The sequence below is a fragment of the Paenibacillus algorifonticola genome (assembly GCF_000971975.1).
Lineage (GTDB): Bacteria > Bacillota > Bacilli > Paenibacillales > Paenibacillaceae > Pristimantibacillus > Pristimantibacillus algorifonticola.
Window position 1 is genome coordinate 18,363 of sequence record NZ_KQ040787.1, and the last position, 15,717, is coordinate 34,079.

Consider the following 15,717-nt stretch of genomic DNA (forward strand, 5'->3'; position numbering starts at 1 on the left):
TTTCTCTATATTTCTCGGAATGAAACGCGCCGCGCCGCCAAAGGATGGCGACAGCCGTTTCACCTTGCATTTTTATTTTTCGCTTTTCGTCTGTGGTTTCACCTACGACACGAGTCGATGGTCTGGAGGGTAATGTCAACGTGAATGCTATGTTTCGAAACAAATGGTGGAGCTTCGGCTTCCGAAGTACGGTTATGCTTTATTTTATTATCCTGATTATTATTCCGATATTCGGTATTTACACGCAATCGCTGTCGCTTGGGTGGCAGCCATTCTGGGAAAGCGTAAGCGATCCTCTGGCGTGGAAAGCGGTGCTGCTTACCGTCAGGCTCGCCGTTATTGCGACGATTATCAACATTTTTCTCGGAACGATGATTGGCTGGGTGCTTATTCGCTACAAATTTCCCGGGAAAAGATTTCTCAACTCGCTCGTCGATTTGCCTTTTGCTTTGCCGACGGCGGTTGCTGGGCTGATGATTTTGCTGCTGCTCGGCCCACGCAGCTTTGTTGGCGGATTGGCGACGAAGCTTGGCTTCGACATTGTATTCCATGAACCGGCAATTATTATCGCGATGGTTTTCGTCACCTTCCCATTCGTCATCCGCGCTGTGCAGCCTTTGCTGGAGGAGCTGGATCGCTCGGAGGAGGAAGCGGCTTATACGATGGGCGCGTCGAAGGCGCTGACGTTTTTTCGCATTATTTTACCGTCGATGGTTCCGGGTATTATTAGCGGAGCGATGCTGGCGTTCTCGCGCGGCATAGCCGAGTTTGGGGCAGTCGTGCTTGTAGCGGGCAACATTCCTGGCAAAACGCTCATTGCATCGGTTTATATTTTTGGGGAAATCGAAAGCGATAATCCGCAGGGAGCGGCGGCGGTTTCCGTTATTTTGCTCACCTTGTCCTTCGTCATCTTGTGGACGGTTAACCTGATTCAATCCAGGAGGCCGGGCCAATGAGAAAACTGTGGATTACGCTCACTTATGTCGTATTTATACTTCTACTTATCATACCGCTTGTCGAAATCGTGCGCGGGTCCTGGTCGGAAGGCTGGAGTGGCTTTACTGAAGGGCTGCTAAGGCAGCAATCGCTTCATGCCCTTAAGATGACCGCATTAATCGTCGTTATTGTAACCGTATTAAACACGCTGTTTGGCGTCATGCTTGCGCTCTATCTGGTCCGGGCAAAATGGATTGGGCCGCGTATCAAGCGCCTGCTGAACAGCTTAGTCGATCTACCTTTTGCGGTATCGCCTGTTATCGGCGGTTTAATGATTGTCCTTATTCTTGGACCAAGCACGGTTATAGGAACTTTTTTTGAAGCGTCGGGTTTTAAAATTGTCTATGCCTTGCCAGGCATGGTGCTCGCTACGCTATTCGTCACTTTCCCGCTCATGGTGCGCGAAGTACTGCCCGTATTGCAGGAAATCGGGGCCCAGCAGGAGGAAGCGGCGTCTACCCTTGGCGCATACTCGTGGTATACATTCTGGCAGGTGACATGGCCGTCGATTCGTTGGGGTGTCATTTACGGTGTTGTGCTTACGGTTGCCCGCTCGCTTGGCGAATTTGGCGCCGTGCTCGTCGTATCCGGCAATATTATGAATAAGACGCAGACGGCCACGACGCTCGTGTATCAAGATGTGGAAAACTTTAATGTTGTAGCTGCGAACGGAGTTGCGCTCGTGCTTGCGGCGTTTTCCGTTGGATTGCTGCTATTAATGGAATGGGCCAAGAAACGAAAGGAAGTGCATTAAGCCATGCATATTGAAGTCCGTAATTTAAACAAAAGCTTCGGGGATTTTCATGCGGTGCAGGATGTCAGCTTCGATATTAAGAAAGGCCAGCTGATTGGCCTGCTAGGGCCGAGCGGTGGCGGCAAAACGTCGATTCTCCGCATGCTGGCAGGGCTTGAGTCGCCTTCCTCTGGCGATATCGTGTTCCACGGCAAGCGCGTCAATGATTTGCCGCCACAGGAGCGCGGAATCGGTTTTGTGTTCCAGAACTATGCGCTGTTCAAGCATATGACCGTTTATGATAATATCGCTTTCGGGCTGAAGGTCAAAAAGCAAACCAAAGAGCAAATCCGCGAGCGTGTAATGACGCTTGTTGAGCTTACAGGGCTGAAGGGCTTTGAGCACCGTTATGCTCACCAGCTATCGGGAGGCCAGCGTCAGCGTGTTGCCTTCGCTAGAGCGCTTGCGCCTGAGCCGCAGCTGCTGCTGCTCGACGAGCCATTCGCGGCGATTGATGCGAAAATCCGCACGGAGCTGCGCACTTGGCTCAAGGAAATGATTGAGCGCGTGGGCATTACGTCGATTTTCGTCACGCATGACCAGGATGAGGCAATTGAAGTTGCTGATGAAATTATGATTATCAGCAAGGGCAGGCTGGAGCAGAAGGGCTCGCCTTGGGCGATTTACAAGGACCCGCAGACGCCGTTCGTAGCGAGCTTTATCGGGGAATCGACAATTGTTGAGGATGTTGGCGCGCTGAAGGGCTTTGACTCTGCCGCTGGCAAACCTGGTACGAAGGCGCTCATCCGGCCCGAGTATATTGAAATCGGCAAGCCGGGCGAAATTCGTCTTGCATCTGCCGCGCTGGAAGCAAACGTCAAGCATATTCATTTCCGCGGCAGCGAGTGGCTGGTTGAGCTTGAAGTAGGTTCGGTTAAGCTCGTCACCTACCGTTCGCTGGAGAAGGATGTGCTGCAGCCGGGCGACCGCGTTCATGTGCTGGTGCATCGGGCTTATTTGTTTAATGATCAAGAAAGCTGGATTCAGGAAAACAGCCTGAAGGAAGATCCAATGCCAATTCATATCTAATAGCTTGGTTTTGAAAACATCGAGCAGAAAGAGTTGTATGCCATTATGAATGCTATTCAGACAACAAGCCGCCGTTTGCTCGCCCTGCTGCTTGCCATCTCCCTGCTGTTAGTTGCAGCGGGCTGTGGCGAAGCGCAAGGCAATGATCCGGCGGTGGAATCTTCCGTTCCAAACGGCGATGTCACGCTTGTCATTGGTGCATACTCGATAGTGAAGGATGCTTTCGCCGAAATTTTGCCGCAGTTCCAGGCCTACTGGCTGCAGCAAACGGGACAAAAGGTTGTATTTCAGGAATCCTATGAAGCTTCTGGCACACAAGCGAGGGCTATAATAGGTGGCTTTAATGCTGACGTTGCCGTGCTGGCCATGGAAGGCGACGTCAACAAAATTGCCGATGCGGGACTCATTGACCCGAATTGGAAGGAGCAAGCGGATGGCGAATTTGTGACCAAGTCGATTGTCGTGCTTGGCACACGTGAAGGCAATCCGCTGAACATTCAAGATTGGTCCGACCTCACTCGCAGCGGAGTGAAGGTCGTCTATCCGAACCCGAAAACATCTGGCGGCGCTCAGTGGGACATTAATGCGATTTACGGAGCGGGATTGAAGCAGTCGGAGGAAGAGACAGGTGCCAAGGACCCGGCTTTTGCGAAAAACTTCCTCAAGGCTGTCCATGCCAACGTGGAATCGCTCGATAAAAGCGGCCGGGCTTCTATGGCGGCGTTCGAATACGGTGTTGGCGACGTTATCGTGACGTATGAGAACGAACTGCTAGCCCGCATTAAGCAGGGCAAGGACTATCATATCGTCGTGCCGAAAAGCACGATTCTGATTGAAAATCCGGCAACGGTTGTAGACAAAAATGTGGACAAGCACGGCAGCCGCGAGGTGGCCGAAGCGTTCATCCATTATTTGCACAGCGATGAAGCACAGCGTGTGCTTGTTGATTACGGCTTCCGTCCTGTAAATGAGACAGTGGCCAAGGAATCGGCAAGCAAATACATCGTGCCGGAGCAGCTGTTCGACATCAGCTATCTAGGCGGCTGGCCCGAAGTAAAACAAACGCTCTATTCCAAAAAGGGCATCTGGTACCAAGTTCTTGCGGGTATCTAATAGCTTTCAGAATTGCAGCTCCTTGTAATTTCGTCTTCTGTTAAGGTCTTTGTTAGGGTTTTGTATCAAGCTCTTATGTTAAGTCCTGCACTGAGGTTTTGCCTAGTGGTTTGTACTTTGGTTTTATATTGAGCGTTATAATGAGGCTTTTCAATGGTGTCTTGAATTGAAACCTTGCAATAAATCTTGTAACAACAAACAAACCGTGGATCTGGCTATTGAATGAGCCAGATCCACGGTTTGTTTTATTGCCCCTAAAAATCGTTTGACGCTTTAAAGAGTATTTGGTGAGCGGGTCGGAGCGGAGTGAAAAGGTGGGGGTGGAGAAACGGAGTGTTCACCAGGGCTTTCTGGAAGAAAGCGGCTTCGAAGCCTAATCTCCTTGCTGTTGAGTTTCTGCCGGATACGGCTCATTCGAGGAAACTCGACAGTAATGGCGATCGGAACCCCCACCTTTTCGCGCAGCGCAGACTCCCGTCTCCCCAATCTCTTTACTCCGCGTTAAGAACGAATTTTTCAAATACGTGACGAACGCCCTCATCATTATTGCTAAGCGTCACATAATCCGCGACCTCTTTCAGCGCCGGAATCGCATTAGCCATCGCTACGCCAAGTCCAGCCGCTTCAATCATCTCGTGATCGTTCCACGCATCGCCGATCGCAATCGTTTGATCCATCGTGCAGCCAAGATGCTCAGCCATAAAGCGCAGCGCATGTCCTTTTGTTCCCTCTTTATGCATAAACTCCAAATAATGAGCTTTGGATTTCGTAATATGCACGCGGTCGCCAATAAGCGCCTTCAGCTGCTCTGCAATTTCATCGAGATAATCTGGCTCATCGATAATCAGCATTTTCGTATTCGGCTGCTCCAGCAGCTCCTCGAAATCCGGTGCTACCGTATAAGGGATTTTGGAGAGGCGCGAATACATTAGCGCCTTCTCATTCGCTTCCTTCACGAACAGCTGGTCATCCACATAAAGCTGCAAATGCAGGCCATGTTTTTCCGTAAAGGCATACAGCTCCTTGGCCGCATCGGTAGGCACGCTGCGCTCGTACAGCACCTTGCCATCCAGCAGCGTTTTTACAAGCGAGCCTTGATACGTAATGATGGGCACATTGAGCTGGATTTGCTCAGCGATTTGTCTGGCCGAAGCGTACATTCTTCCGGTAGCCAGCGTCACCGTTACGCCTTTCGCGATGGCTTCCTCCATGGCGCGTTTCGTTCCTTCTGTTACAACCAATTCATCGTTCAACAGCGTATCATCTACATCAATTGCAATTAGTTTATACATAATGACAATATGTTCCCCTCTCCAGGCATCTTTATCGTATACATAAGCTAGGTTGATTGTAGCGAAAAATCGGCGTTCGTACAAGCGATCACCCGCTTTTCCTGTATAATAGAAAAGGCCGTTAAAGAATGGACAGGGAGAGGATGGGCAAGGATGAAGCTAAGATGGGGGATTTTAAGCGGTGCGAGCATTGCGATACATACGATGATTCCAGCAATCCAGCAGGCAGAGCGGGGCGAGGCGGTTGCGATTGCGAGCCGCAGCATCGAACGGGCAGTTGAGGCGGCAGAGCGGCTCGGCATTGAAAAAGCGTACGGCTCCTACGAGGAGCTGCTCGCTGATCCGGATATCGATGCGGTCTATATTCCGCTGCCAAATCATTTACATAAGGAATGGGCTATTAAAGCCGCTGAGGCTGGCAAGCATGTGCTTTGCGAGAAGCCATTTGCGGTCACGGCAGCGGATGCGCGGGAAATGGCGGAGGCGGCACAAACGGCAGGCATCGTCATGGCGGAAGCTTTTATGTATCGCCATCACCCGCGCTATGAGCAGATCAAGGCGATTATCGCGTCTGGCGAAATCGGCGATCTTCGCGTCATGACAGGTTCGTTCACCTTCAATAATGCGGCGGACACAGGCAATGTTCGTTACAACGCGGAATGGGGCGGCGGCTCGTTGTACGATATCGGCTGCTATCTCATAAGTGCAGCTCGGCTTATACTGGGCGGGGAGCCGGTGGCAGCCAGCGTCCATGCTTTATTTTCCAAGGAGCATGGCGGGGTAGACATGATGGCTTCTGGCATACTGGAGTTCGCGGATGATGTAAGCCTCGTGTTCGACTGCGGCATGTGGGCGGCTTATCGCAACCGCTTGGAAATTTTGGGGACGAAGGGGCGGATTGAGCTGCCGAACGCTTTTGGCCCGGGGGAAGAGGATTATTTTATCGTACATACGGAGGATGGTCAGCGTAAGGAAGGGCCTTTCAATCTGAACACTTATGTGATGCAAATCAACAGAATCGCACAGATTGCCGCGGGTGAGGCGCAGCCGCTGTTTGGTCCTGAGGATGCGATAGCAGGAACAGCGGTTATTGAGGCCTGTCTCATCTCGGCACGAGAGAAGCGGCGGGTTCTTTTGTGAAAATTTGCTCCCTCCCCCTTGAATAAGATACAGTAAAGAAAGCGGATGAGAGTTAAACCTGGGGAGATGACGAGTTGAGGTATTTTACACATGCTGCTGCACGGCGCAGAGTGCTGTTAATTGGCCTAGTTGGGGCTATTTTATTTATGGTTGCCGGGTTCGCAGTGGGGTGGTTCTGGATGGGGCATCGCTATCCGATGCTGAAAGAGCCGGCTTTTAAGAACTTTGCGGTATCCTACAATACCATTATGGATAAATATTTGAATGGAGCGAATGGCGAGGATTTAATCAATGGCGCCTCCGAGGGAATGGTGGCATCGCTCGAAGACCCTTATTCCCGTTATTTGGTCGAGGAGCAGGGCGATGCGTATACACAAGGCTATGAAGGCGAATTTTCCGGCATAGGGGCGGAGGTGCGCGAGCAGGATGGCCAATTCATCATTCACGCGCTGACCCCCAATGCGCCAGCAGAGCGCGGAGGAGTCAAATCCGGCGATAGCATTATTGCTGTTGACGGCAAGGATACGAAGGATATTAAATTTCAGGATCTGATTGGGCTCATGCGCGGCAAGACCGGTACCGAGGTGACGCTGACACTTCAGCGCCTGGGCGAGACGGAGCCCATCGAGATCACGCTTAAGCGTGAGGCGATTCCGGTTTATACCGTAACTTCAGAGATGCTGGAGGAGGGTATCGGCCATATTACGATTAGCCGCTTTGCACAGAAGACGGCCACAGAGTTTGATGAGGCGGTAGCGAAAATGAAGGAGCAGGGCATGACGAAGCTGCTGCTGGATCTTCGCTCAAATCCGGGCGGTCTGCTGCAGCCGACGATTGCCATTGGCAGCAAGCTGATTCCGAAGGGGAAAGTTATTCTAGAGGTTGTTTATAAGGAAGAAAGCAATCCAATTGTTTATAAATCGAAACAACAGGAAGAGTGGACGATCCCTATCGTTGTGCTGGTGAACGGCCAGTCGGCAAGCGCCAGCGAGGTGCTGACCGCCGCGCTTAAGGAGTCAGCGGGAGCAACGGTTGTTGGTGAGAAAACGTACGGCAAAGGCGTCGTACAGGCGTTTGAGCAATTTAAGGACGGCTCGGTGCTCAGCTTGACCGAGGCGCAGTGGAAAACGCCAGGCGGCACGTGGATTCACAAGGTTGGCGTCATGCCAAATGAAGTTGTCAGCCTGCCTGCATTTGCAAGCTTGCGCCCGCTTCCGGTGGGCAGCGAGCTGAAAAACGGCAGCTACGGCGAAGACGTCAAGACGCTGCAATCGATGCTGAAGGAGCTTGGTTATGCTTCCGTAGGCAAGGACGGCTTGTTCGATGAGCAGACGGAGGCGGCGATGCGCGCTTTTCAGAAGGCAGAGAAGCTTGACGTTACCGGATCGCTCAATGACAAGACGGCTTACAAAATTGTCGAGCTGCTTAAGGAAAAGCTGGAGAAGGAAGATACACAACTGCAGCGAGGCGTAGAGCTGTTGAAAAAATAAGCTTGGCCGCCGCCCCGCGGCTATTGACAACGGTAATGATTATTACTATCATTTGATAGAGAGCCTTTTGGATCGAGCAGACGATTGCGTGTGCAGACAAAAGTGCCAATCGTAATCAGACAGCCGTTGCGGCAGCGGGGTGACACCAATGAAGATCAAATATTGCACCAAAAATTTCAAAAACGGGACGAAGCCGGTATACAAGGAGATGAAGGATAAGTTTCCCGACATCAAGATGAAGAAGTCCGATTGTCTCGGAAATTGCAAAACATGCAGGCATGAATGTTTTGCCATGGTGAAGTCTAAGGTGGTCAGCGCTCCGTCAGCCGAGAAGCTTTATAAGGAATTAAAAAAATTAATTGGATAAATATAGGGAGGGCGGCTTTTGCCGTCCTCCTTCTTTGTGTTAGAATAGAGGCAACTCCGAAAAAGAAGAGGTGCATAAGTGATGAATGATCAATTAGCTGAAGCATTAAACGAACAAATGAACTTTGAATTTTATTCGGCGCATGTGTATCTTGCAATGGCAGCCTACTGTTCCAGTGAAAGTCTGGACGGTTTTGCGAATTTCTTTATTATCCAGGCTGAGGAAGAGCGTTTCCATGGCATGAAAATATATAAATTCCTGAACGACCGCAACCGTCGTGCTACTTTGTCTGCTCTGCTTGAGCCGAAAAATGAATACTCGTCGATGCTGGATGCGTTCGAGCGTGCTTATGCACATGAACAGCAAAACACTCGCAAGTTCTACAACCTTGCTGACCTTGCGCTCAGTGAGCGCGAGCACGCGACGATCTACTTCCTGAAATGGTTCATCGATGAGCAGGTAGAAGAGGAGTCCTTGTTCGACGGCATCATTCAGAAGCTGAAACGTATTGATAAAGACAGCAACGCGTTTTATATGCTGGATGCTGAATTTGCCGGGCGCACGTTCACGCCTCCTGCGGAATAAGCGAGACATGCTGCACGGTTAATGGTTTACGGCATAGCCCGCTGCATGGTTTGCAACTCATTACACACGAAGAAGAGGGATTGGCACTTACGCCAATCCCTCTTTTTGCTCCTCGTACAGATGAATAAATGAATCGACTAAGTCTGGATCAAACTGGGTGCCGCGCTGCTCTTCAATATAAGCGAGTGCCTGCTGCTCCGACCATTTTTCCTTGTAGGGGCGTTTGCTGGTAAGGGCGTCGAAAACATCAACGATGCTTACGATGCGCGCTTCAATGGGAATAGCGTCTCCAGCAAGCTTATGCGGATAGCCATTGCCATCCCACCGTTCATGATGGTGCAAAATAATATGCTTGCTCGCCGTCAGCTCGCTAGTAAACAGCTCGTCATTAATTTCGTTGAAAATCTTCTCAAGAATGTCGACGCCAATATAGGTGTGCATCTCAATAATAGTCCGCTCATAATCAGCAAGCGGACCGGGCTTGTACAAAATTCCTTCAGGAATGCCTGATTTTCCGATATCATGCAAAATGCTCGCTGAGGCGATGCGACTGAGCCGTTCTTCGTTCCATCCCAGCTGCATGCGCTCATTATGGTAACGTACGAGCGCCTCCGTAAGATCCCTCACCCGCACAAGATGCGACTCAATGCCAGGATCGCGAATTTCACAGGAAATGGCAAGCACCTTGAGCAGCGAGCTTTGAATATGCCCAATCCGTTCCTGCGGCATATAGAAGCCGCTAGGTAGCTGCTCCAATTCACGGAAAACGCCGATATAATACCAGCTCTCATCAGCACATAAAGGTGTAATGGTAATGGAAGAATGCCACAACTGCCCATCCTTGCGGCGGTTAATGAACACGCCAGACCATGGCCGTTTCCCCTTCAACGCTTCCTTTGCATATATTTATTTAAAAGCGTTAAGCAAAAAAGAGGACACGGCCGCCGGTTTGCCGCGATAATAGCCGGGCGAGCTGATATACAGCTCTTCCTTGGCGCGCGTAACGGCGACATAAGCGAGCCGTCGTTCTTCCTCCAGCGCAGCCTCGGCAACGTCATCCCCCGTCTGGATGGCGCTCCGGTCACTATTTTTGCTCGCGGACAGCGCTGAGCTATGCGGCAAAATGCCATCGGACGCCCCGCTCACGAATACAACGGGAAATTCCAGACCCTTTGATTTGTGGATCGTCATAAAATGGACGGCGTCAGCGCCACGGCTCGCCAGCTTGAGCTGCCGCATCTCCTGCAGCTTCAGCGCAATCTCGTCTACGAATGCCAGAAACTCGGCAATCGTCGCAAAGCGTTTGGCGGCGGTTTCCAGCTCGTCCAGCGTTTCCTTCAAAGCGTCCTTATGCTCGGTAAGCGTCTGGCTTTTATCGGCTTGAATGTAATTGTCATAAAAGCCGTCGCGCAGCAGGCGAATAGCCTGCTCGGGCTTGAGCTTAGGCAAGGAGCGAATGAGCCGCAGCCGCTCTTTGATTTTTTCCTGATGAAATTCCTTAATGCCAGGGAAGCGGACGAGATGGATCAGCGGCCATTTTTTGGCTTGCTGCTTTTCTTCGTTCCAGATGAATGCCATCGCCTGCTCCGGCTTGACATAAAGCGTTGCGAGTATATTTTGCATCGCATCAAAATGGCGCCGATCCATCGCCAGCCGCAAATGCGCGATTATCGGCTTCACGACCCACTGCTCATAAAAGGACTCGCCACCGCCGTAATCAATAAACGGAATTTGGCGTATGACCAACTGGTCGAAGATGGCGCGGCTGCTGCTCGCCGTACGAAACAGAATGGCGAAATCCTGATAGCCGCGCTTCCCCTGGCTCTGCGTCTCCGTGATTTTATTGACAATCAGCTGCGCTTCATCGTCGGTATTGCCCGGCCTTGCGAATGAGGGGGAGAGGCTTTGCGTTTTCGCCACTTTGAGCGACTTGGGACGGCGCTGCTTGTTGCTGCTAATAATCGCATTGCCCAGCCCAACAATGGCAGCCCCGGAGCGATAATTAATATCGAGCACGACATTTTTGCTGGTCGGATATTGCTGCTCAAAATTCAAAATATAATCGTTGCGCGCCCCGTTAAACGAATAAATTGTCTGGTCATCATCGCCAACGACCATCAAATTGCCATGCTGTTGGGCGAGCAGCTTAATCAGCTCATATTGCACCTTATTCGTATCCTGAAACTCATCGATCATCACGTAGCGGAAGCGGCGCTGGAGCATTTCGAGCAAGTTCTGATCGGTCGTGAGCAGCCGATAAGCTGCAAGCAGCATATCATCATAGTCAATCAACTGCTGCTCCGACTTCCACTGCTCATAGCATTCAAACAGAATTTTCAGCTGCTTGTCCTCTTCTGTTTTGGCTGGCAGCTCATGGGGCTCCAGCATTTCCAGCTTATAGGCAGAAAATAACGTAATGAGCGTCTCCGGCTGATACGTCTCATGCAAATTGCGTTCACGCAGCAGTCGTTTGAAAAAAATTTGCTTCCGGCCGCTGTCGCCTAAAATCGCCTGCTTCATGCCCCGCCTGCGCAGCAGCTGCAAGCAGAACGAATGGAACGTCCTCGCTTCTACCGCGGCTGCAGCACTTTCAGAAATGCCGGGCAGCGTGGCGATACGAGACTTCATTTCCTCTGCTGCTTTTTTGGAAAATGTCATGAGCAGCAGCTGGGAAGCCATTACGCTGCGGACAGACAGCAAATAAGCCGTTCGGCAGACGAGAACGGAGGTTTTGCCGGAGCCGGCGCCAGCGAGCGTGAGCAGCGGCCCATCGGTATGGCGGACGGCGGCAATTTGCGCTTCATTAAGCTGGATGCCGTGCTGCTCCAGCGAGCGGAAAAAAGCGGCATCGCCTTCTCCGCGTCCGACAAGCTGTTTGCTCGTATCAGCTGCGGCCTGATTTGCCCGCGGCATTATGCTTGTCGTTACACCGTAAGGTCTGGGATAATATTTTGTACGTGTTTGTTCCATATGTATAATCACCTGTGCTTGATTATAGCATGGCTTTATGGATTAGGATAAACTAATTAAAGAATCACAATAGGAGATGAGCTAGATGATAGTGCCAGCGAAAAAAGAAGATGTACAGCAAATTATGCTGCTTCTGCATGCTGCAATTGGCAATATTGCCTGTACGCTAACGGGCGTTTCGGACGAGCAGGAGGCAATGAATATACTAGCGGACTTTTATGTGAAAAAAGGAAACAGACTCAGCTACGAGCATGTGCTTGTCGCCTGGGAGGGGGATGTCATCGCTGGCATGGCGCTTGGCTATGGCGGTGATGCTGCTGCGAAGCTGGATGCCCCGCTGCTTTCGCGCATCCATCAGGAGCCTGCTCATGCCGGCTATGAGATTATGACTGAGGCAAGGAACGACGAATATTATTTGGATTCCGTGGCGGTGCATCCCGCTTATCAGGGGAAGGGGATCGCGCGGGCTTTGATCGGCGCAGTTGAGAATAAAGCTAAGGAAGCGGGCTGGCCTCGCCTATCGCTCATTGCGCTGGATGATAATGAGAAGGCGACGGCGCTGTATGCGCGGATGGGCTATGCCGAGGATGGGGAGCTTGAGCTGGCAGGACACCGCTACATTCGAATGGTAAAGCAGCTGACGCAATAATGGATTGCGAAGTGGAGAGCAAACAGGTACGATAGCGATATGGCAAATATTCCATTCTTTTACTAACTAGAAGCAGCTATGGAGGAAGAACAAATGAAAGACATCAGCATACGAATCGTAGAGCCGCTGGATGCAGCATTACACCAGTTAATTAAAGCACTGGATGAAGAGCTGCTGGAGCGATACCCGGCGGAAGAGGTGCATGGGCTTGATTTTACCGATCCGGGCATTAAGGAAACGGTATTTATTGTCGCTTTTGCCGGGGACGAGCCTGTCGGGTGCGGCGCCATTCGGCCGCTGGATGCACAGTATACGGAGCTGAAACGCTTTTTCGTGCGAAAAGAAAGCCGGAAGCTCGGTATCGCTGCTGCTATGCTTTTCTTTTTGGAGGATCAGGCGCAGTCGCGAGGCTTTGCTGGCATCCGGCTGGAGACGGGGCCCGAGCAGCCTGAGTCGTTGAAGTTTTATGAAAAGCATGGCTACGTATTTATCGGAAAATTTGGCGAATATGTCGATTATGAGCTGAGCATGTGTTACGAGAAGCTATTTGATGCATAAAGAAGGGGAGAAAACGATGAACGTATTTGAAGGATGCAGCAGGCAAAGCTTAGGCAAGGAGCTCTCCTGGATTAATGAGCCAAAGAGCTGGGAAATTAATGAGCACAAGCAGCTGGTCGTGCAAGCGCCGCCGATGGGCGATTTTTTCATTGATCCGGCAGGAGGCAATACGAAAAACTCTGCACCATACCTATACACATTAGTTGAAGGCGATTTCTATGCCGTCACTCGCGTTGCGGTTGATATGAAGCAGACGTACGATTCCGGCTGCCTGATGATTATGGCGGATGAAGACCACTGGGCAAAGCTCTGCTCGGAATTTTATGACGATATGCCGTCCATTCTCAGTGTCGTGACGCGTGGAGCCTCCGATGATTGTGTTTCCAGCGATGCCCAGATCGTTCGTCCCTTTTTGCGTATTGCCCGGTCAGGCAATTGCTTTGCATTCCATTATTCGCTCGATGGCGTCAAATGGAAAATGGTCCGTTATTTTGGGATGGATGTTCCCGCAACGATTAAAGTTGGCGTTGTAGCCCAATCGCCGATTGGCGAAGGAAGTGTCGCAACGTTTGAATATTTAAAAGTCAGCAAAAACATAATTGGTGACATCCGCAGCGTCAATTAACATATTGCAGCTGCAACAGCAGGAGCAGGAGAGGCTACTTCATGCCAATGGTGCTGAACAGGAAGGCAATGAGCTCGGTCGGGCCAGGCATGTCGGGGAAAAATATGAGCAGAACAGCCAGAGCTGCCGTTACGGCGGTTATGGTGACAGCTGCACTGATTTCCCGGCGGCCGCTCTGCCCCCCCGCGAGCTTCTCCATATATAATAATGACGGAGACGAGCAGAATACCTGTAATAAACAGCACCTTCATCGTGAGCCCTCCTGCATGTTTATGTTGCATTTATTCATTGGACTGGCCCGGTATCCCTTGCGGATCACCGGATTTTCCTGTGCGCAAAATACGGGCCTCTACATGGATTATCGTTTTTATTTTTGGAAAGTCGCTTTCCCACTGGGCCTTTTTTGCTTTCCATTTGTGTGGGAAATGATTGCGGTACGCATTCGCATAGCCGAAAAAATCCGTTTTCAGCTTTAGCTGGGTTAATTGCAGCGCGGCTTCCGCTCGCTGCTTAAGCTGTTCTTGAAACAAAGCCTGAATTTTTTCCACATTTGGCGGTGGCAGAAGTGACAGATCGGTTGTATTCAAGATGACATCGCCCTTTATTTTAATGTTGACCTTCATCGTCCAGTTCCCGTCAGCAAAGCCGGGAATAAACTCCGAGCGAACGAATTGCGGTTTTATGGTAACAGCCGCTTGTTTGTTCGCTTCGTCTGGATTAACCGTCAATACGATGTTTTCCAGCTGATTGAGCAGCATGAGCACGCCAAGGCTTATCGGCTCGGTCACGATGCGAATTTCCCGCTCATTGCGAATCATGGCCAGCCCAAATATATAGGGCATGGTAGCTAGCTTGCTTTGCCCTGGATCGGGCGGAGCAACAAAGGGAAGCAGAAACGCGATCAAAATATATTCACTGAACCAGGCAGCCGGCTGAAGGCTCCTCAATGCTGCGATGCTCGATTTTTTGCAAGCCGAACGATAGCGCTTCCTCGCTCCCATCAATGAAAAGCAGCGGCATTCCGTTGCTAATGACGTCGATTGCATCCTCAAGCGTGCGTACCGTATTGGCTGCGGCAATAGGCAGTAAGTTTAGCAGCTGTGCCGGAGTAGCGGCAGTCAAGTTACCGGCATTGCTAGCAAGCGGACGCAAAATGAAGAGATTCAGCTGCTCATCATCGCACATACTGATATGAAACACGAGCATGGCGCCCTCGAGTTCGCCGATCCGCAAGGAATGGAATGAGAGGTCAGCGCAGTCCGCATACACACGTCGCAGCTCCGCTATATTTTCATCCAATCGATTTGAAAGCGGCTGCTGCTCGTCAGAAGGCTGTTTGTCCGACTGCTGCCAATCAGCCTTCGCTGATTGGTGCTTCCAATTGTTGCGTTTGAATCCGCGCATGACAGTCCCTCGCTTCCAGATGATAGAACAAGTCCGTGCCTTTAGCGTTTCCAGCACGTTCCTTTCCTATGTATGGAAGCAAATATTTTCAGAATGGTGAATTATTATCGCGAGGTGTTGAAAAAAAAGCACGCTTGAATTATAATTGATAATGATAATCATTATATATGGATGAGCGATCATCCAGCTGTGCCAATAGGCCGGGAAGGTGGGAAATGATAAAGCATATGAGAAACTCGATACGGATGGGCTTTCAAGAAGAGGATACACACTTTAGGCAGAACACCGAATCTGTTGCAGGAGGAAGAAGCAAGCTTGGACAGACGGTTGAATATATGAAACGCCATTATCAAAAACCAATTACACGGGATATGCTTGCCAGCATGGTTGGTATTACGCCGGAGCATTATTCCCGCGCCTTCAAGAAGCATATGGGCATCAGCCCAATTGATTATTTAATTGCAATTCGCATTGACCGGGCCAAGGGGCTGCTTAAAGAGACGAATGCGACGGTCCGCAGCATAGCTCGTCAGGTCGGCTACGAAGACCCGTATTATTTCAGCCGCCGCTTCAAGCAGGAGGTTGGCGTAGCGCCTTCCGCTTATGCGGTGCCTGGATACAGCAGCGGTTTATAAATAATAAGGGGCTGCGCCCAACGTCACCTAGAATGACGTTGGGCGCAGCCCCTTTTTTTATTTTACCAAGG

The 15,717-nt window shown here is 50.8% G+C and carries 18 protein-coding genes; 12 read left to right on the plus strand and 6 right to left on the minus strand.

The genetic code is table 11. From position 1 onward, the window contains the following. Positions 1–140 precede the first annotated feature (140 nt). Genes cysT through WH37_RS06545 form a run of 4 tightly spaced genes read left to right on the plus strand, consistent with a single transcriptional unit; the run spans position 141 to position 3,931 of the window. A complete protein-coding gene (gene cysT / locus WH37_RS06530) occupies positions 141–956 on the plus strand; it encodes a sulfate ABC transporter permease subunit CysT (protein ID WP_414811819.1) in 816 nt (271 codons plus the stop codon). After that, complete coding sequence (locus tag WH37_RS06535) at positions 953–1,750, plus strand: sulfate ABC transporter permease subunit (RefSeq protein WP_046229780.1); 798 nt, start codon at positions 953–955, stop codon at positions 1,748–1,750. Before cysT ends, WH37_RS06535 begins: the two co-directional genes overlap by 4 nt. 3 nt (positions 1,751–1,753) lie before the next feature. Then, positions 1,754–2,818 (plus strand): sulfate/molybdate ABC transporter ATP-binding protein, encoded by a 1,065-nt coding sequence (locus WH37_RS06540; RefSeq protein WP_046229781.1) that lies wholly within the window; start codon positions 1,754–1,756, stop codon positions 2,816–2,818. A gap of 45 nt (positions 2,819–2,863) precedes the next feature. Next, entirely contained in the window at positions 2,864–3,931 is a 1,068-nt protein-coding gene (locus WH37_RS06545; protein WP_046229782.1) for a sulfate ABC transporter substrate-binding protein, read from the plus strand. 491 nt (positions 3,932–4,422) lie between these two features. Here the strand turns inward: WH37_RS06545 and WH37_RS06550 are convergent, their stop codons facing one another. Beyond that, positions 4,423–5,223 (minus strand): Cof-type HAD-IIB family hydrolase, encoded by an 801-nt coding sequence (locus tag WH37_RS06550; RefSeq protein WP_046229783.1) that lies wholly within the window; start codon positions 5,221–5,223, stop codon positions 4,423–4,425. Positions 5,224–5,376: 153 nt separating this feature from the next. On the opposite strand from WH37_RS06550, the gene WH37_RS06555 reads away from it, so the two are divergent. The 4 genes from WH37_RS06555 (at position 5,377) to WH37_RS06570 (ending at position 8,805) form a co-directional block, all read left to right on the plus strand. Continuing rightward, on the plus strand, positions 5,377–6,363 hold the full coding sequence (locus WH37_RS06555; RefSeq protein WP_046229784.1) for a Gfo/Idh/MocA family protein: 987 nt from the start codon (positions 5,377–5,379) through the stop codon (positions 6,361–6,363). Positions 6,364–6,437: 74 nt separating this feature from the next. Beyond that, positions 6,438–7,853 (plus strand): S41 family peptidase, encoded by a 1,416-nt coding sequence (locus WH37_RS06560; protein ID WP_046229785.1) that lies wholly within the window; start codon positions 6,438–6,440, stop codon positions 7,851–7,853. Positions 7,854–8,001: 148 nt separating this feature from the next. Continuing rightward, positions 8,002–8,220, plus strand: a complete 219-nt coding sequence (locus WH37_RS06565; RefSeq protein WP_046229786.1) for a DUF1450 domain-containing protein — start codon at positions 8,002–8,004, stop codon at positions 8,218–8,220. 81 nt (positions 8,221–8,301) lie between these two features. After that, a complete protein-coding gene (locus WH37_RS06570) occupies positions 8,302–8,805 on the plus strand; it encodes a ferritin (RefSeq protein WP_046229787.1) in 504 nt (167 codons plus the stop codon). Positions 8,806–8,892: 87 nt separating this feature from the next. Here WH37_RS06570 and WH37_RS06575 read toward each other — a convergent pair whose 3' ends face one another. Both WH37_RS06575 and WH37_RS06580 read right to left on the minus strand, forming a co-directional pair. Next, on the minus strand, positions 8,893–9,693 hold the full coding sequence (locus WH37_RS06575) for an HD-GYP domain-containing protein (protein ID WP_156182246.1): 801 nt from the start codon (positions 9,691–9,693) through the stop codon (positions 8,893–8,895). Between the two features lie 18 nt (positions 9,694–9,711). Then, positions 9,712–11,775 carry an ATP-dependent helicase gene (locus tag WH37_RS06580; protein WP_046229788.1) on the minus strand — a complete coding sequence of 688 codons (2,064 nt, stop codon included), beginning with the start codon at positions 11,773–11,775 and terminating at the stop codon, positions 9,712–9,714. 85 nt (positions 11,776–11,860) lie between these two features. On the opposite strand from WH37_RS06580, the gene WH37_RS06585 reads away from it, so the two are divergent. The 3 genes from WH37_RS06585 to WH37_RS06595 all read left to right on the plus strand — a co-directional run bounded on the left by WH37_RS06585 (position 11,861) and on the right by WH37_RS06595 (position 13,607). Continuing rightward, the gene (locus tag WH37_RS06585; RefSeq protein ID WP_046229789.1) at positions 11,861–12,424 is read left to right on the plus strand and encodes a GNAT family N-acetyltransferase; all 564 of its coding nucleotides are present in this window, start codon (positions 11,861–11,863) and stop codon (positions 12,422–12,424) included. A 93-nt stretch (positions 12,425–12,517) separates the two neighbouring features. Next, entirely contained in the window at positions 12,518–12,982 is a 465-nt protein-coding gene (locus WH37_RS06590) for a GNAT family N-acetyltransferase (protein ID WP_046229790.1), read from the plus strand. A 16-nt stretch (positions 12,983–12,998) separates the two neighbouring features. Next, positions 12,999–13,607, plus strand: a complete 609-nt coding sequence (locus tag WH37_RS06595; RefSeq protein ID WP_046229815.1) for a DUF1349 domain-containing protein — start codon at positions 12,999–13,001, stop codon at positions 13,605–13,607. A 34-nt stretch (positions 13,608–13,641) separates the two neighbouring features. Here WH37_RS06595 and WH37_RS35400 read toward each other — a convergent pair whose 3' ends face one another. The 3 genes from WH37_RS35400 to WH37_RS06610 all read right to left on the minus strand — a co-directional run bounded on the left by WH37_RS35400 (position 13,642) and on the right by WH37_RS06610 (position 15,011). Beyond that, entirely contained in the window at positions 13,642–13,806 is a 165-nt protein-coding gene (locus tag WH37_RS35400) for a hypothetical protein (protein ID WP_156182248.1), read from the minus strand. An 82-nt stretch (positions 13,807–13,888) separates the two neighbouring features. Beyond that, entirely contained in the window at positions 13,889–14,449 is a 561-nt protein-coding gene (locus WH37_RS06605; protein ID WP_177218084.1) for a Ger(x)C family spore germination C-terminal domain-containing protein, read from the minus strand. Positions 14,450–14,519: 70 nt separating this feature from the next. Beyond that, the gene (locus WH37_RS06610) at positions 14,520–15,011 is read right to left on the minus strand and encodes a spore germination protein (RefSeq protein ID WP_046229793.1); all 492 of its coding nucleotides are present in this window, start codon (positions 15,009–15,011) and stop codon (positions 14,520–14,522) included. 215 nt (positions 15,012–15,226) lie between these two features. Between WH37_RS06610 and WH37_RS06615 the strand changes: the two genes are divergently transcribed. Then, positions 15,227–15,646, plus strand: coding sequence for a helix-turn-helix domain-containing protein (locus WH37_RS06615; RefSeq protein ID WP_177218085.1), 420 nt, complete (start codon positions 15,227–15,229; stop codon positions 15,644–15,646). The last annotated feature ends 71 nt before the right edge of the window (positions 15,647–15,717 follow it).

What these genes read in the sequence shown, in the direction of transcription:
- WH37_RS06540 (WP_046229781.1), top strand. Translation starts at nt 1,754, where the DNA reads ATGCATATTGAAGTCCGTAATTTAAACAAAAGCTTCGGGGATTTTCAT.
- WH37_RS06585 (WP_046229789.1), top strand. Translation starts at nt 11,861, where the DNA reads ATGATAGTGCCAGCGAAAAAAGAAGATGTACAGCAAATTATGCTGCTT.
- WH37_RS06570 (WP_046229787.1), top strand. Translation starts at nt 8,302, where the DNA reads ATGAATGATCAATTAGCTGAAGCATTAAACGAACAAATGAACTTTGAA.
- WH37_RS06605 (WP_177218084.1), bottom strand. Translation starts at nt 14,449, where the DNA reads ATGCCCTATATATTTGGGCTGGCCATGATTCGCAATGAGCGGGAAATT.
- WH37_RS06535 (WP_046229780.1), top strand. Translation starts at nt 953, where the DNA reads ATGAGAAAACTGTGGATTACGCTCACTTATGTCGTATTTATACTTCTA.
- WH37_RS35400 (WP_156182248.1), bottom strand. Translation starts at nt 13,806, where the DNA reads ATGGAGAAGCTCGCGGGGGGGCAGAGCGGCCGCCGGGAAATCAGTGCA.
- WH37_RS06590 (WP_046229790.1), top strand. Translation starts at nt 12,518, where the DNA reads ATGAAAGACATCAGCATACGAATCGTAGAGCCGCTGGATGCAGCATTA.
- WH37_RS06545 (WP_046229782.1), top strand. Translation starts at nt 2,864, where the DNA reads ATGAATGCTATTCAGACAACAAGCCGCCGTTTGCTCGCCCTGCTGCTT.
- WH37_RS06550 (WP_046229783.1), bottom strand. Translation starts at nt 5,223, where the DNA reads ATGTATAAACTAATTGCAATTGATGTAGATGATACGCTGTTGAACGAT.
- WH37_RS06595 (WP_046229815.1), top strand. Translation starts at nt 12,999, where the DNA reads ATGAACGTATTTGAAGGATGCAGCAGGCAAAGCTTAGGCAAGGAGCTC.
- WH37_RS06610 (WP_046229793.1), bottom strand. Translation starts at nt 15,011, where the DNA reads ATGCGCGGATTCAAACGCAACAATTGGAAGCACCAATCAGCGAAGGCT.
- WH37_RS06555 (WP_046229784.1), top strand. Translation starts at nt 5,377, where the DNA reads ATGAAGCTAAGATGGGGGATTTTAAGCGGTGCGAGCATTGCGATACAT.
- WH37_RS06580 (WP_046229788.1), bottom strand. Translation starts at nt 11,775, where the DNA reads ATGGAACAAACACGTACAAAATATTATCCCAGACCTTACGGTGTAACG.
- WH37_RS06565 (WP_046229786.1), top strand. Translation starts at nt 8,002, where the DNA reads ATGAAGATCAAATATTGCACCAAAAATTTCAAAAACGGGACGAAGCCG.
- WH37_RS06615 (WP_177218085.1), top strand. Translation starts at nt 15,227, where the DNA reads ATGATAAAGCATATGAGAAACTCGATACGGATGGGCTTTCAAGAAGAG.